Here is a 15,515-nt window from a genome sequence, read left to right as displayed (position 1 = left end):
ACCATGAAAAAAATATTATTGATATGTGCCGTAGTTTTAGGTTTTGCCTATAACGCATCGGCCCAAACCGACACTAAACCCGAGTTTAAATTTAACGAGGAAAAACACGATTTTGGTAAAATACCACAGGGCACCCCGGTTACCACCGTATTTGAGTTTACCAATGTTGGCGTAGAGCCTTTGATATTAACAGAAGTTAAACCAACATGTGGCTGTACTATAGCAGATTACACCAAAACACCAGTTTTAAAAGGTGCAAAAGGTAACATTAAAATTACTTATAACGCAGCTGCTGCACAGCCGTTCAACAAAACGATTGTGGTTACATCAAACGCAAAAACCCCTACTAAATATTTAAATATTGTAGGCGAAGTAATTGCCAAAACACCTGCAGCAAGTAAATAAAAAGCCTCTTCCCGGCCCTTTTAGAAGGAGATAAGAGAAAAAATATCGTAAGGCATCCATTTATGGATGCCTTTTTTATGTGCCTCTCCCCAACCCGTCTCCGAGGAGAGGGCTTTGAAGTTTTTTTAAGTCTCCCATATTGGGAAGATTAGAGGGGGCTTCTTACAGGCATATTTTTTTACTAATTTTGTGCCATGCCAAAAATTTCGCACAAAGGGCAGCAAATGCCCGCATCACCTATACGTAAGCTAACCCCATTTGCCGATAAAGCCAAGCTGGAAGGCAAAAAAGTGTATCATATTAATATTGGCCAGCCGGATATTGAAACCCCCGAGGGTATGCTTAACGCCATCAAAAACATTGATTTTAAAGTGTGGGCTTACACCCCGTCCGAAGGCACCCTGAGCTATCGTAAAAAGCTTACCGAATATTATAATAAGCTGGGTTATAACATTAGCCCCGAAAATATAATTGTTACAACAGGCGGATCTGAAGCAATTACGATTGGCATGATGGCCTGCTTGGATCAAGGCGATGAGGTGATCATCCCCGAGCCGTTTTATGCTAACTATAACGGTTTTGCCAACCAGTGCGATATTGTGGTAAAACCCATCTTATCCTACATAGATAACGGTTTTGCCCTGCCGCCAATCAGCGAGTTTGAGAAGCTGATAACCGATAAAACAAAGGCGATAATTATTTGCAACCCCAATAACCCCACGGGATATTTATACTCGCAGGCCGAGCTGGATGCGCTTAAAGAACTTGCCCTAAAGTATGATCTGTACTTGTTTAGTGACGAGGCATACCGCGAGTTTTGTTACGATGGCCGCCAGTTTATATCGCCCATGCACTTAAGCGGGCTGGATGACAATGTGATTGTGATGGATACCGTAAGCAAGCGCTACAGCGCCTGCGGCGCCCGTTTAGGCTGCCTGATCACCAAAAACAAAGAAGTAATTGCAGCAGGCTTAAAATTCGCCCAGGCACGTTTATCACCAGGTATGGTTGAGCAGATTGCCGGCGAAGCCGCGGTTGACACCCCGGATGAATATTTTACCGCTGTAAATAAAGAATATACCCAGCGCCGTGACACGCTGGTAACCGCACTTAATAAAATTGAAGGTGTTTACTGCCCCAACCCGGGCGGTGCTTTTTATGTAGTGGCCAAATTCCCGATTGATAACGCAGATAAGTTTTGCCAGTGGATGCTGGAAAGCTTTAGTCATGATAACCAAACCGTGATGATGGCCCCTGCAACGGGCTTTTACAGCACCGAAGGCGCCGGTACAAACGAAGTACGCATGGCCTATGTATTAAATAACAACGACCTGAACAAGGCCATGGAATGTTTAGCCGAAGGGCTTAAGCAATATCCGGGGCGGGTACTTTAGTAGTTGCCGGTTGGCAGTTTGCTTAAATAGTTATATATTCAAAAAGCAAACTGCAACCTGAAAACCCATGAAATTCAGCGACGGTATTTCGCAAAGCGGCACTCAAAACATTTGCTGGATAAATAATCTGCGGCTGGTGGCCATGTTTGCGGTAATTGTACTGCATACGGCTTCTCCCCTGCTTTTTAAATACGATAGCTCGCCTATACACCACTGGCTGGCGGCCGATATTTATAATGCGCTAACAAGGTTTGCCGTACCTGTTTTTGTAATGATTACCGGGGCCTTGCTGCTGCATCGTGAATACAAGCTTACGGGTTTTCTTAAAAAACGGATAGGCAGGCTTATTATTCCCTTTCTGTTCTGGAGCCTGGTATATATTGCCTATCAATGGTACATAGAAGTTATTACGTTTACCGATAGCATCCGCACTAACGCGCATATCGTTTATTACCAGCTTAAAAATGGCAGTTATTATCATTTATGGTATGTGTACCTGCTATTTGGTTTATACCTGTTTATCCCTGTATTAAGCAAATTTGTACGTAATGCAAGCGAAAAAGAGCTGCTGTACTTTTTACTCATCTGGTTTGTTGCCATGATTGTAAGCGAGCCTTATTTAACAATTTTTAATACCGCTATAGATCTGCATAACTTTACCGGCTATATTGGTTACCTGGTGCTTGGATATTATCTTGCCTATAAAAAATTCAGTATCCGGGGGCAGTTATTTATATCCGTTGCCTTGTTTGTATCATTCGCCGGCATTATTACGGCGGGCACCTATTATTTACAATTACGCAGCAAGGGCTTACTTACATTGTTTTACGAACCTATTGGCCCATTTGTATTGGTGCTTTCTTCGGCCGCTTTCCTTACGGCAAAAAACAGCAGTTTTAAATTAAACCCAATCATCAATAAGACCATCCAAAATGCAAGCAAATATACGCTGGGCATCTACCTGAGCCATGCGCTGGTGTTAAATGGTTTTGAGCTGATGGATATTGATTATCATATACTACCCCCGGTACTAAGCATACCGCTTATTGCCATAGCCTGTTTTTTAGTATCCTGGCTATTAATTTTTACTTTGAGCAAACTACCCCTTATCAAATACGTTGTAGGGTAAGCAAAAACAAAAATAAGCCAACGGCTGATTAGCATTAATTTGTCAAAAATGCAAACTGTTAACTGCCTAGTGCCAACTTATATTGTATATTTGCAGGTACCAATCGGCATATCAAGCCAACTCTACATAATGGGGTCGACCGGAATTGACAGGATGGAGATAAATAAGTAAGCATGCAGCGCGTTGGGTGAATTAGCGCTTAAATCTGAACACTCAAACTTACAAATGGCGAAAATAACTACGCCTTAGCTGCCTAATTTAGAATTAGCATAGCTTTTGTCCCGCCGGTTTTCTGTTCTGTTGGATCGGCAACCGGGGCATCGAAAAACGGAAATAGCCTGCTTTAAGGTGTGGAAAGCAAGCGAAACAAAGCACCTAAGGATTAAGGTACAGGTATGCGGTTAACCTTCCCTAATCCCTACAATTAAATAACAGCTAAGCATGTAGAAAGCTTACCTTATACCATGTTTGGACGAGGGTTCGAATCCCTCCGGCTCCACTTTTTTAGCCCATAACTAATTCAATTAGTTATGGGCTATTTATGTTTTGGAGGGAAAAAGTGCCAGATCAGGCAAGCTGTGAAATGCAAGTACAATACCCGTTAAATACGGCTTTAAGATATCTTCATAACGCTACCGATATTATCTACCTTCACTTTTAATCCATTCATTGCTCCAAGACTGGCTACATTTATAAACTTTTTCAACTCTTTAGATGTCGCGCTGTCATCAAGCTTTGTTTCTAAGTGGTGCCTAAACCACAAATCAATTGCACCTGATGATTTTTTAGACATTTTTTGTGTACGGTATAAATGCTTACTAATAAGTGCGTGGTTATTAGTTTGGATAGCTTGGTTTAATTCATCTTCAGTTAAACCGAATACAAACATTTCATTTTGCTGTAACGAGGTTTGATAAACCCAGTTAGGTTGCGGCAGGCCCTTCATTAATTCCTGGTCTTCCAAGCCCGAATTGATCACCAGATCCCACATAGCAGCCGGCTCTTTAACGATAACGGGCAGTTTTGCCTTCCGGCGTTTAACTGCCTCCCAAAATGATACGGTGTTTTCCTGCATTTTCCCATTTTCATCGCGATATACGGCCATATGATGGTTATTACGGGTTGATACAAAATCAATAGGCTGGCCCAATTCGTTTGTATGTAGGGCTTGTAAATCGGTATAGCCGGTAAAGCATCTTACCGATCTTTAAGTGTTGTTCCAAATATCAGTTGTTCAAAGAATGAAAGCAAATCACAACCTGTGGAAGATGCTGACAATGACAGTAACCGTTGTTCCAAATATCAGTTGTTCAAAGAATGAAAGCAAATCACAACTTTTGGTAATCCACAACCAATATCTGTAGAGTTGTTCCAAATATCAGTTGTTCAAAGAATGAAAGCAAATCACAACAGATCCACAAACCTCAATACAGATATTTGGGTTGTTCCAAATATCAGTTGTTCAAAGAATGAAAGCAAATCACAACTTTTAATGCTTGTTGTGCCGTCCGTTGCGGGTTGTTCCAAATATCAGTTGTTCAAAGAATGAAAGCAAATCACAATACACGCAGTATGCCAATGCTTTATCTAACTCTTTATGGATACATGATCCTCATCTATTTGGTATGGTAACGGGTTAAAGCAACTTTACGTTATTTTTAGCTTTTTTACTGTTAAAACTGGTAATGGTTTTTCCATCATAACGATGCACTCCATTGAAGTCACCAAACCAAATATCTCCTTTATTATCTTCTAAGATACCGAAGGTCATTTGTTTATTTGATATCGTGGTCACTATAGGGGTTTTATCAGATAATGACTTTCCATCATAGCGGGAAAGTGCCCAGCCCTGGTAACTATTCCTTCCTGAACTGATCCAAATGTTACCTTTTTTATCTTCCATAATGTAACCAACAAACCTCTGCGTAAAATGCGTAAGCGCACTGCCGTCATAACGCCAAAGGCCCTCTGCTCCACCCAGCCAGATATTCCCTTTCTTATCCTTGATGATCGAACGGGTATTCTTAAAAGGTTTGCCGTTATGGGTGAAAGCGGTAAACGATTTCCCATCGTATCGAAACACGCCATCTGCGCCAAACCAAAATACTCCGTTTTTATCTTCCATGATAGGGCCAACACCATAAAGCTGTTTTTTCTGAATAGCTTTTCCATTCGTATCCTCATACATGGCATTCCCGTTTAAGATATAATTCCGAAAGGACTTCCCATCGTATCGGCTTGCCCCGCCGGAACCGAACCAGATGTTGCCTTTTTTATCTTCATAAATACTACCGGCTCCGTTGCTAAGAAGCCCTTCTTCGGTTGTAAAATGTCTAAATAATTTGCCATCGTAATAATAAACACCTGAACCGACAGAGCCGAACCAAAAGTTGCCTTTTCTATCTTCCAAAATCGAAAAGAAGCGGGCCGAAGTCACTTTACTGGTAATGTTGGTAAAATACTTTCCATCGTATTTAAAAACACCATCAAATGTAGCTATCCAAATGTTGCCCTTGTGGTCTTGTATGATATTCCGGGTGATCCCGTTAGGGCCGTAAGGAGTTGTAACACCTTTGTTTTGTGGGGTTATGATGATCCTTTTTCCTTCTGATTGGTTATATGCGCAGGCAGTGCAAAAAATAAGCGCCAGAAACAAAGCATATTTGTTGATGTATTTGATCATTTGCTTTTTAATTACTTAATATTTTTTAATTGGTTTAATAAATTTAGCTGTTTAATTTTTGCTGTAATCCTGATACGAAGAACAAATTATTGCAGTCGATCAGCTGCCAGCGGCATAAGTGCTTTTCACTTTTTATAAAAGATATAGCTATCATTTGCTAACAGCTTGTACATGGCTTATTTGCCACATCGGCTTTCAGTTTTATTTTTTACAAATCATCTATTGATCCGCTGTAACGCAATGTATATTTATTGGGATGAATTTACTATTTTAGTAAACATTTTTGCAGCGGTTACCGCTTTTTACAAACGTTTTTGAATCTTAAACCTATGTTTAGCTACGACAACCGCGAACAGGCACATGCACCTTCATCTAACATCGCTGATGTTGTGCAGAAACGCAGCAACCAGGCAGCAACTATTCAACTTGTTGATAACCGCAAGGATACTGTGGTGCAAAAACAATCCCAAACAGCGGCCCAGCATAGCCCCCAAACCCGGCAGGCGGTGCAGCTACAAGCTATGGCTAATCGTTATACCGCTCATAAACCTATGCAGCCCATACAAAGGCAAACGAAGGGTACCGGCCTACCAGCCCAATTAAAGGCAGGTGTAGAAAACCTTTCTGGTTTAAGTATGGATGATGTAAAAGTACATTACAATTCAGCTCAACCCGCCCAAATGCAGGCACATGCCTATGCCCAGGGTACTGATATACACATAGCCCCGGGCCAGGAAGAGCATTTACCACATGAGGCCTGGCACGTTGTTCAGCAAAAGCAGGGTCGGGTGAAGCCCACCATCCAATTAAAAGGAGAAATTGCTGTTAATGACGATAACGGGCTGGAAAAAGAATCTGACGTGATGGGCGCAAGAGCCAATTCATTTGCCGGCTCTTCCAGCCTCTAATAAAAAACGTTAAAACAATATCCCGTCTTTTTGTAATTCCTTTTTTATTGCCGCTTCAATATCCTTTGCAGCTATTGTCTTCGCCTTATTTTTGATGGCTTTTACGCAGCAATACCGCATTACGTTTATAATTGCCCCGCCTGATAACACATATTTTTCGGCCACGGCCTGCAGGTCTACATCTTTTGCCGGTTGCATATTATCCGGGAATGCACTTTTCCAAAGCAAATAACGCTCTTCTGCCGCCGGCACCGGGAAATGAACAATGGTTTGAAACCTTCTTAAAAATGCCTTGTCGATATGATCTTTTAAGTTTGAGGCCAGTACTACAATGCCATTATGTTCTTCTATGCGCTGCAGTAAGTAAGCAACTTCCTGGTTGGCAAACCGGTCGTTAGAGCTTTTGATATCCGTTCGTTTACCAAAAAGGGCGTCGGCTTCGTCAAAAAACAAGATCCACCTCTTATTTTCTGCCATATCAAAAATCTTGGCAAGGTTCTTCTCCGTTTCGCCAACGTAGCGCGATACCACCAGCGAAAGATCAATGCGGTAAACATCGCGCTGCGTTACTTTGCCTATTAGCGTTGCCGTTAACGTTTTACCTGTACCGGGCGGGCCGTAAAACAAAGCCTTGTAGCCAGGCTTTAAACGCTTTGCGGTACCTTGTAACTTTAGCACAGCATCGCTATGCTGTACCCAATCTATTATTTCTTCAATACCATCGCGGCTGGTGGCTGCCAATACCACATCTTGCCAGGCTAAAGGTGTGGTGATCAGCTTCGCCGGGAAATCATGGTTATAATCCATATTTTTTAAAGCCCCGCTGATAAAATACTCCAGATACTCTGCTGATACCTGGATGGTTGAATTGAATATAGATGGATTTTTATCGCTGTTAACCAGGTTGATAACCCGGTTCTTAAGCAGGTACTTATCCGGATCAAAAAGCTTTAAAAACGCAAATCGTAATTCCAGGTCGCTGCCTGCAAGTAAAAACAAGGCGGTTTCTACTGTTGGTATAAAGGTGCCCGAGCTATTTTCTGGCCCGCCAAATTCCGAAAACCGCTTATCGTAGGTTGTATTGCGGGCATAAAACATATCCAGCAGTTCCGGTTTAAAATAGGGCGCAAGGCTTAATATCAGTAAGATACGGTCGGCAACCTGCAGATCATTGCTGATGATAAAATCCGCATAGGTTCCGTTTTCGCTTCCGGTTGATGGCGGCGGGATTTCTTCCAGCGATTTTAATTCGGGCTGATCCTCAAAATATAGCCTGATCCGAAGATCTATCAGCCGCCTGAGCCATTCCAGTTCGAGCGTTAAGAACGCCGAGTTTTTATTGATATTTTGTTTTAATCCAGTTGCCATTCTACAAAAATTAAATTCTTCATCCACGGGAGTTTAACCACCCTTGCCGACCACGGAAGCCGGTCGATCAGTATATCGTATGTTTCTCTTTTTACCTGCAAAAGCCAGTTGCCGTCACGGCTGCTCAATATTCCTTCGCGCTGCAGGTAAGTTCTTCTCAGCCCGTCTGTAGATAGTGTTTTCCATAATGGCGCATTGGCTATTACTGCAGCCAGCAGGTGGTCTGCAGCTTCCAACTCGCTTGGGCTGATTTCCAGCTGTACATTAACCGGCCGATACAACTCCATGCCACACAAAAGCTTGTTTAAGGTAAGGTGTGGCTCAAAACGTTCCCAATCTTTACCGGCAGCCAGGTATTGCAACAACAGGCAGGCTTTTTCGGCAGCTTCTTCATCGGTAAATGATTTACCGTCGGCAAGGTTGATACTCTTAAAAAAGCGACTGATAAAAGGCGCCAGCAAAACCAAACCCGCATAGTTAATATACAGCTTATCCGAGTCACTGAAAACATCGGTTGCTTCTGCAATGACATCTGAAAACTCATCAACCGGCGATGCTAAAGAGGGTACCTGTTTTACATAAATATCATCCGGGCCGGCCATTTTTTTCAACCCGCCAGAAACGGCCTTATCCTGCTGTAAGCCGGGTTTAAAACCGAAGTGCATTCTTACAACATCAAATAACGACTGTATAGTTGCAACCGCTGCACCGGTATCGGTATGATGCTGCGGCTTTGTATGCGAATTAAAAAGTCTTTCTGCCGTTTTGCTGAGTTGCGTAATCTGATCCTGCAGGGTACCGCCGGTATGAATAGGCCCGCCAAAAACTGTACTTAGCAGCACATTTAACGCCCTTACCTTGTCATCGTAAAAAGCTAATACCTTAGCTGCAGATCCTTTTCCGGGTAACTTATTTAAGGTTGCAAATTCTGCTTTCGCCAGCGTATCAAAAAACAGGATAAGTATTGCCGGGGCGATGCTTCCGGGTAGCGCAGCGGTTACCGTTTGTTGCAAAGCGCTGGCCCACCATAATTGCCTGTATGGGTTTAAACTTAACACCGGCGTAAAAGCTTTATATAAATAGGCCTGCCATTCGGCATTAAAATTATGCGCAGGTTTTATTTTGCCGGTAATTTGATACAGGGTTGTATCATCACAAACAAAAATCAAACGTTTTAGCGATGCCGGGCTGGCCAAAAGCGGGCCAAGTAAGCTACTGATCGCAGCGGCTTCTTTTGTTAATAAACTATCCAGCGCATTTTTTAACACGGTGCTATTAACTTCCTTTGCCCACCACGGAAATGTACCTGTACGCAAAAAATGCGCAATCAGATCGGCTTCTGTTTGATGCGCGGCTGTTGAACCCCCGCTGTGGCCGTAAGATTGTGCCTGGCCTGTAAACGGAATAGCCTTTAGCTGCTTAAGTTCCAGCTGAGAGGTAAGGCGTTTCTTTATTTCTTCCCCGATGCTGGCCGCATGGATCACCCCCAGATCAATTTCGAGATGATCTATACGATAGGTGTCATCGGGGTTGCCAAGCGTATTCAGGTACCGGTCAATTATGGGCAATATATCGGTTTCAAACAACCGGGATACCTTGTCCTGTATCTGTGCAGTATCCAGCCGCTTGTCGATCCGCAGGTCGATCAACTGTCGTTTAATAACATGTGGATTGCTGGGCATGCTAAAAGTTAACGCTTATGGTACCAATTATTTTGGAGAACCCGGTGGTTGATTTTGTTGCGATCACCTCAAAAGATGTATCAGCTGTTAGGGGGCCAACCGGTAACAGCACCTCATCATCCGTGCTGCTATTGCCAACAACAAATAAACTTTTTATCCACCAGTCATCACTCATTACCGCATTTTCATCAAATGATGCGGCTTTGCTGTCGCCGCAAATACGGGTATTACCAATGCCATAATTACGATGATAAAAAACCGGCGGAACGATAAGTTCATTGGTAGCAGTATTACGTAACTGGTACAGAATACCGCTTTGTGCATTGCCAACTTTTATGGTTTTGCCGGCTTGCGGGTCCTGGCTGTCCACAACAGTAAATGTTTTATCATGTGCCGGATAAACGGGTATCACTACCCTTTGGGTTAAAGCGGCACCAAGCGGCCGGATTACCTTTTCGGCAATAACGGTCAACAGCATATCTTCGGTTGTCAATTCAATTAAGGGTATATCCAGCACCCCGGCCACTCCGTTTACCCAATCGCTTAAATAAATATCCGTTTTGGTATCCGGGCCATCCATTGCATCAAGGCGCAGGCGATATTTTACCGATGACTGCGATAATTTAAGCCTTACCCCTGCCGCGCTTCCATAATCTGCCGCCCCCGTTTTGTTGTACCGGCTTTTAGATTGCTGGCTGTACCAAACTGCCGGCAGGCTAATATCAGGCATAACACCGATGATAACGGCTGCATTTAATAAACCGGTAAGCCCGGTATTGGCATCATCAACAAATACCCGCAGCTCCATATCTTCGCGCAGGCCGTAAGTTGTTTCCAGTTGCAGATCGGCATTATCGCCCAAAAACTTTTTACTGATGCAAAAAGCAGCCGGCCCGGCGGGCATAAGTATCGTTTCCAGATCGGCTTCGTTATCAACCGTTAACAGTTGTTTTGGGGGCAGTGCGTTTATCTCGCCGGCAAAATACACAACGGAATACCACGCACCTTTTTGGGCGTTTTTAACGGTTAATACTACTTTTTCACTATAATTTAGTACAGTTTTTTGCGGGATAACCTCAAGGCCAACGTTTACCCCTACCCTGATGTTAACCACCTGATACAGGTTATTACTGCGAAATGGCGGGTACATTTTTGTTGCCTTTACCCGGAATGCATGCACCTGTTTGGTAAGTTTACCCGTTGGTATGGTAAGCTCTCCCGGGGTATCGGTATGATATGCTTTGCCCGGTTCATCAATATCCTCAAACAACTGATAGGTTACATCGGGCTGGCTGTTGCTGATAACCAATGCGGCTGTGCTATCATACAAAACCATCTCGTTTACCGCTTGCACCGGCAGATCGAATAACGGGTAGGTAACCGCTACAGGGTTCAAAAGCATATCGAGCAGGGTATTGCGCACGCCGCGCAACAAATAATTTTCGTTTGCCATGGGTTAGGGTTTCCTTAATATTTCTAATTGCCCCAGAAAAACCCGGTAGGCACTCTCGAACCGCTTTAATGCCTCATCTGCCATCCATTGGATATACACCGTTAGGTGGGCAGGCGTTTCTTCGCGAATGGTGCTTTCCACAAATTTTCTGAAATTTTTATCGATAAACCGTTCGTTACTGTCTGAAAACACAAACGTAAGCTGGAAAGAATAAGGATCGCGTACTACACCCTGTTCACCCTCGCCCGTAAAGGCAAAAATGGTTGAATTGATATCCCTTCGTACCCATCCCAGCGGCGGTTCGCCGTTTTTTGCCCTTGCGGCAATAGTGCCTGCGTTGTATGCGGCATCTATCTTAAAACTATTTACCAGCACTTCTGATACCGTATAGCTGCTATCCTGGTCTTTATCCCTTATCACTATCACTTCGCCATTTTGCAGCCCGTGCGCCTGCGATGTACAAATGGCAAGCCCATCCTTATCCTTTTTAAATTCCGAAAAATACGATGGCAGCATAAACCGGTCTACAATGGTTTTATCTGCCGGCATGGGGCGTAATAAAATATGCTCTACCATATAAAAGCCGCCGGTATTATCTGTTAAGCTGCCTGTTTTAGGGTTGTTAATGCCCAGCTTGCCTGCTATGCGTTTTTCCAGGCCAGAAACATTTTCGTTGCGCCATGCGGGCTGTGTGTAATTAAACCCTTTACCACGCTGGCTGCTTATGGCGGGGTAATGCTGCAAAAAGGTCAGCTTATCCTTCACCAGCTTCAGTTTATACGATTCCAGCCTTTCTTTTTCCATCTGCGCCGGGTCTGCCGTTAAAAGCATGTTGGCATTTAGCTTGCCATCGTTTAAACGATGTTCGTTGTTCAGCCATAACGAATAATCGGTAAGGCTTTCGCCAAACCTTGCCAGCAGGTGGTTCAAAAAGCGGTCTTTACGGTTTAAAGCGTTTTCTCTGGATTCCGTCAGGTCGGCTATTACGCCGGTATATTTTTCATCCAGCAACTCTTCCACACCCGGTATTTTGCCTGCAAGCGATTGATGGAAATATGTTTTGATATCCATATTATGGAACGAAAACAGATCTTTTAAACCTGCGGCCTGTTCAAAATAGTTGGCCAGGATCTGCTCAAAAAATAACAGGTAAGCTTTAAGCTGACCGGCCTGTGCCTTCCGTTCTGCCGGGGCCGATTCTGGCAGGCCGGTTTCGCCGATCCCGTAGATCTGCGGGAAATGGTTCTGGATGGAATAATAAGCGCCTAAATTGCTTACCGCCGGCCTTGGCGGAACGATGTCCCGCTCCGCGGGCTTTAAAATTTCTTTACTCTCGGCCTTTTTATAATGCGCTAAATAACTTAAAACTGCTTCAGTGTTTACTTGTAAAACCTGCCCGTTCTTTTGAAAGGTAAGCCCGTTGCGGCTATCCAGGCAGGCTTCATAATCAAGCGCCGGTGTACGGTTAGTATCCAGATCAAGTATCCAGCTGTTACCGGGCTTTACGGCGGTGCTCATTAAAACATTATCTATGATCCTAACCTCGGGCATGGCCATGATCTCGCGGATGAGGTCAGACGCGAACAGCTTGGGGCGGCGGTTAAACAGGTTTAGCTCATCATCATCAATAAACCCATGCTGCAGGGCCGGGCCATCCATCACTTCGTCAACAGTTTTACCCTTGGCCAGCATTTGCTGCAGGGTGTAAAAGTTTATCCCCGGCAACAACCAGCTTGATAACCGGTACAATATTTCGGCAGCCGAACGGTTTACATCTTCGGTGTTTATCACCTCGATAGTGCCCTTAAGCGTGATCTTTTCTTCGGCCATGATCATCGCCGGTTCAAAATCCTCGCATAAGCCCCGGCAATCCTGCAGCCTGTCATTTACCTGTTGTAATAAATTACTGTCAGAATGATCGCGGTTACTTTTAGAGATCAGTACCTTATAAAGCCCTTTTATTTTAACCTGCTGTAAGGAAGCCGGCGCAGTATCTGCAGATGATCTTTCGTCATAATGCAGCGAGAGGGTGTTTTTTTGCGGATTAAAATAGATGGGGGGCTGCGGATCTGTTATCTTTTCTATCCAGGCGTTTTTAACACCGGGTATATCCAGTAACACTTTACGAAAATCTGTAATGGTAACCGGGCTTGTGGTCAGGATCTGTGCAGGGCTGAATAAACTGCCGTACGTATCGTCACCCGGCCGCGCAAGCAGGTCGCCAATATCCAAACTAATGCGGTAGCTAAGATCTGTAAGCGCATAGCAAAGCTGGTCTAATATTGTAATACCGGGGTCGTGTATGTTATGGTCTGTCCAGGTGTTGCCGGCTAAATGCTGTAAATGGTTTATCCCCTCCTGCCGCAAGGCGGCAAAATCCATCCCGGGGTGTTCGGGCGGGGTATTGGTAAGCGTTACGGGATGGTTTAAGGTTTCCATTTTAAGCAGCAATTAATTCGTTGATCTTTCTAATGCGGTTAAACGCTGTTCAAAGCCGGCAAGCAAGGCCTCTAAGGCGGCATTCTTAGCTTTCAGCTCGGCATTTTCTTTAACCAGCTGCTGGGTTGCGCTCAGGTTAAGTAAGTACAAACGGTCATACTCTACCATCTTAAAATCATATGTTTGTTTACCATACACCATAACATCGCCTTCATACTCGGCAGCGGTACCTTCTACACTAAAAGTGGTTTCATCTATCAGCTTAATTAGCTTAGGCACACTGCCGCGCAGTGTTTGTATTTTCACAATATCGTTGTCGGCAAGGTTATGGGGGTCAACCATGGTAAAGGTAACCACCCCGTTTGTTTCTGATATTTGTTTGGGCGCTGCTAAAATGCCCGGTAAAAATTCTGTCCTGGTAACAACGGCCTCGGGGAATACTGTTTCAACTTCCTGTGCTATCAGCCCTTTACGTAAGCTATTCCCAAAAGTACCAGGGTCTATGTGGCGGTATTCGGTAATGTTAAGTTTACTTAATACCTCCAGATTTTTAATGGAATCGGTAGTGGTAATATCTTTTTTGATGCGGATATCAGAACCTGTTACAACCGCCCCTTTTACTTGTAGCTCTGTTTTAACGGCTATCTTATTGATCTCAAGGCCTCTGGACCTGGTGATCATAGCCAACTCCGCCATACTGCTGTTGGGCCCTGTCTCTTTAAATACAAACCCACCACCCCATGCCGGGGCACCGCCAAAGTTATTTATAAAATCAGTTTCACCATTGCCGCTGCTTGAATTCCAGCTTAAATAGGCCCCCTGTACTTTGCTGTAATCCTTATAATCGCTGGTAACATCGCCGGATACACGGATATTGCCGCTAACATCCAGCCTGGCATTGGCAATTTCGGGCGCACCGATGCTTACAATACCATTGCTTTGTATATTCAGCAACGTGCCGGTTATCTTTTCATCATCACACTTTTGGAATGAAAAGCTGGTTTTGCCGCCGCCGTTATTAACAAAATTTGTTTCTTTAAAACCGGCGCCATCAAAACCGATGTATGCACCTTCGCCTTTGGTATAATAGTTTGCGTTACTATCCTTACTGATTTTTACCGCACCGTTTACATGCAATTTAGTTGCAGGGGTAATGCCGGCGCCAATACTTACATTACCATCCCGCGCAATAGCCATAGCCGTGATGTTACCGGAAATTTGCGTGCCTAATTTTTCTGTAAAAAATAATATCGGGGCATTATTGGTAACCAGGCGCACATAACGGCCCTCAAGCGTTGAGTATAAGCCCATATCGTTGCTGTCAACCGCTACATCTGTTGCACCAATCATCTTTATTACGCCAGTATCCACTAAAGTTATTCCCTTTGAGGTAAGCGCACCGCTTACGTTAACAGTACCGTTAACATCCAGCTTATAATCGGTGTTTTTGCCCGCCCCTACAGCAACATTGCCATTGCCTTGTATATACAACAGCGCATCGCTGATAGTGGTACCATCAGAGTTGTGGAAACTAAACCCGCCAACGCCCTGGCCTTTATGGTTGATGAAGTTTGATTCGCCGGCCCTTCCGGTACGGTTCCAGTTTAAATATAAACCCTGTTGGTTAAAGCCGGCGTCATCCTCGCTGCCAATATGTACAGCGCCTACAACATCAAGCTTAACGCCCGGCGTTGTGCTGCCAATACCCGTATTGCCTGTTTTTTCGTCTATAAACAAACAGGTATCCCTGGTATCGTTATAAATATTAAAGCCTGTTTTAGCGTTTTTTGAAGGATTTTGATTGATCTTCCAGCTTGGTTTCTTAGCGTCTACGGAGTTAAAAAAAGAAAACAATTCCTGTGTTTCGCCACCGGCAACCACACTTAGCGGATCACCGGGGCCTTTACGGATGCCGTCATCGCTTTGATTAAGGCCCGATTCGATCAGATCGGCGAAATCAGCTTCGGTAGGTACGCTGTTTTTTTTGAACAGTGCTTTCAGATCTGCTTTACTTTTTATCATTTTTTTATTGGTTAATATAAATGTGATACTCA

General features: G+C 44.0%; 11 protein-coding genes, 1 other RNA gene and 1 CRISPR repeat array. Of the genes, 5 read left to right on the top strand and 7 right to left on the bottom strand.

Annotated elements, in window-relative coordinates; all coding sequences use genetic code 11:
• Positions 1-3 precede the first annotated feature (3 nt).
• The 4 genes from E2R65_RS13010 (at position 4) to ssrA (ending at position 3,430) form a co-directional block, all read left to right on the top strand.
• Complete coding sequence (locus E2R65_RS13010; RefSeq protein ID WP_134336903.1) at positions 4-405, top strand: DUF1573 domain-containing protein; 402 nt, start codon at positions 4-6, stop codon at positions 403-405.
• A 194-nt stretch (positions 406-599) separates the two neighbouring features.
• Complete coding sequence (locus E2R65_RS13005) at positions 600-1,799, top strand: pyridoxal phosphate-dependent aminotransferase (protein WP_134336902.1); 1,200 nt, start codon at positions 600-602, stop codon at positions 1,797-1,799.
• A gap of 67 nt (positions 1,800-1,866) precedes the next feature.
• Entirely contained in the window at positions 1,867-2,928 is a 1,062-nt protein-coding gene (locus E2R65_RS13000) for an acyltransferase (RefSeq protein WP_134336901.1), read from the top strand.
• Positions 2,929-3,059: 131 nt separating this feature from the next.
• Positions 3,060-3,430, top strand: a transfer-messenger RNA (tmRNA) gene (ssrA, locus tag E2R65_RS12995).
• A gap of 111 nt (positions 3,431-3,541) precedes the next feature.
• Here the strand turns inward: ssrA and E2R65_RS12990 are convergent.
• Together E2R65_RS12990 and E2R65_RS12985 are read right to left on the bottom strand one after the other, a co-directional pair.
• Complete coding sequence (locus E2R65_RS12990) at positions 3,542-4,033, bottom strand: hypothetical protein (protein ID WP_134336900.1); 492 nt, start codon at positions 4,031-4,033, stop codon at positions 3,542-3,544.
• 108 nt (positions 4,034-4,141) lie between these two features.
• Positions 4,142-4,491: direct repeats of the CRISPR family, unit length 46 nt; unit sequence GTTGTTCCAAATATCAGTTGTTCAAAGAATGAAAGCAAATCACAAC.
• A 73-nt stretch (positions 4,492-4,564) separates the two neighbouring features.
• Positions 4,565-5,611: a ligand-binding sensor domain-containing protein gene (locus E2R65_RS12985; RefSeq protein WP_134336899.1), complete on the bottom strand. Its 1,047-nt coding sequence runs from the start codon at positions 5,609-5,611 to the stop codon at positions 4,565-4,567.
• Between the two features lie 329 nt (positions 5,612-5,940).
• Between E2R65_RS12985 and E2R65_RS12980 the strand changes: the two genes are divergently transcribed.
• Positions 5,941-6,519, top strand: coding sequence for an eCIS core domain-containing protein (locus E2R65_RS12980; RefSeq protein ID WP_134336898.1), 579 nt, complete (start codon positions 5,941-5,943; stop codon positions 6,517-6,519).
• 9 nt (positions 6,520-6,528) lie between these two features.
• On the opposite strand, the gene E2R65_RS12975 is transcribed toward E2R65_RS12980, so the two are convergent.
• From E2R65_RS12975 to E2R65_RS12955, 5 genes are read right to left on the bottom strand one after another with little or no spacing between them, the layout of a single operon-like run.
• The gene (locus E2R65_RS12975; RefSeq protein ID WP_134336897.1) at positions 6,529-7,887 is read right to left on the bottom strand and encodes an ATP-binding protein; all 1,359 of its coding nucleotides are present in this window, start codon (positions 7,885-7,887) and stop codon (positions 6,529-6,531) included.
• Positions 7,872-9,569: a contractile injection system tape measure protein gene (locus E2R65_RS12970; RefSeq protein WP_134336896.1), complete on the bottom strand. Its 1,698-nt coding sequence runs from the start codon at positions 9,567-9,569 to the stop codon at positions 7,872-7,874. Before E2R65_RS12970 ends, E2R65_RS12975 begins: the two co-directional genes overlap by 16 nt.
• Before the next feature lies 1 nt (position 9,570).
• Positions 9,571-11,022: a hypothetical protein gene (locus tag E2R65_RS12965; protein WP_134336895.1), complete on the bottom strand. Its 1,452-nt coding sequence runs from the start codon at positions 11,020-11,022 to the stop codon at positions 9,571-9,573.
• 3 nt (positions 11,023-11,025) lie between these two features.
• Entirely contained in the window at positions 11,026-13,461 is a 2,436-nt protein-coding gene (locus tag E2R65_RS12960; protein WP_134336894.1) for a hypothetical protein, read from the bottom strand.
• Between the two features lie 12 nt (positions 13,462-13,473).
• The gene (locus E2R65_RS12955) at positions 13,474-15,483 is read right to left on the bottom strand and encodes a tail fiber domain-containing protein (RefSeq protein WP_134336893.1); all 2,010 of its coding nucleotides are present in this window, start codon (positions 15,481-15,483) and stop codon (positions 13,474-13,476) included.
• Positions 15,484-15,515: the final 32 nt, after the last annotated feature.

It is taken from the genome of Mucilaginibacter phyllosphaerae (genome assembly GCF_004378255.1).
GTDB classification, from domain to species: domain Bacteria; phylum Bacteroidota; class Bacteroidia; order Sphingobacteriales; family Sphingobacteriaceae; genus Mucilaginibacter; species Mucilaginibacter phyllosphaerae.
The sequence above is the reverse complement of the archived record's forward strand: the minus strand, read 5'-3'. Positions and strand labels throughout refer to the sequence as shown.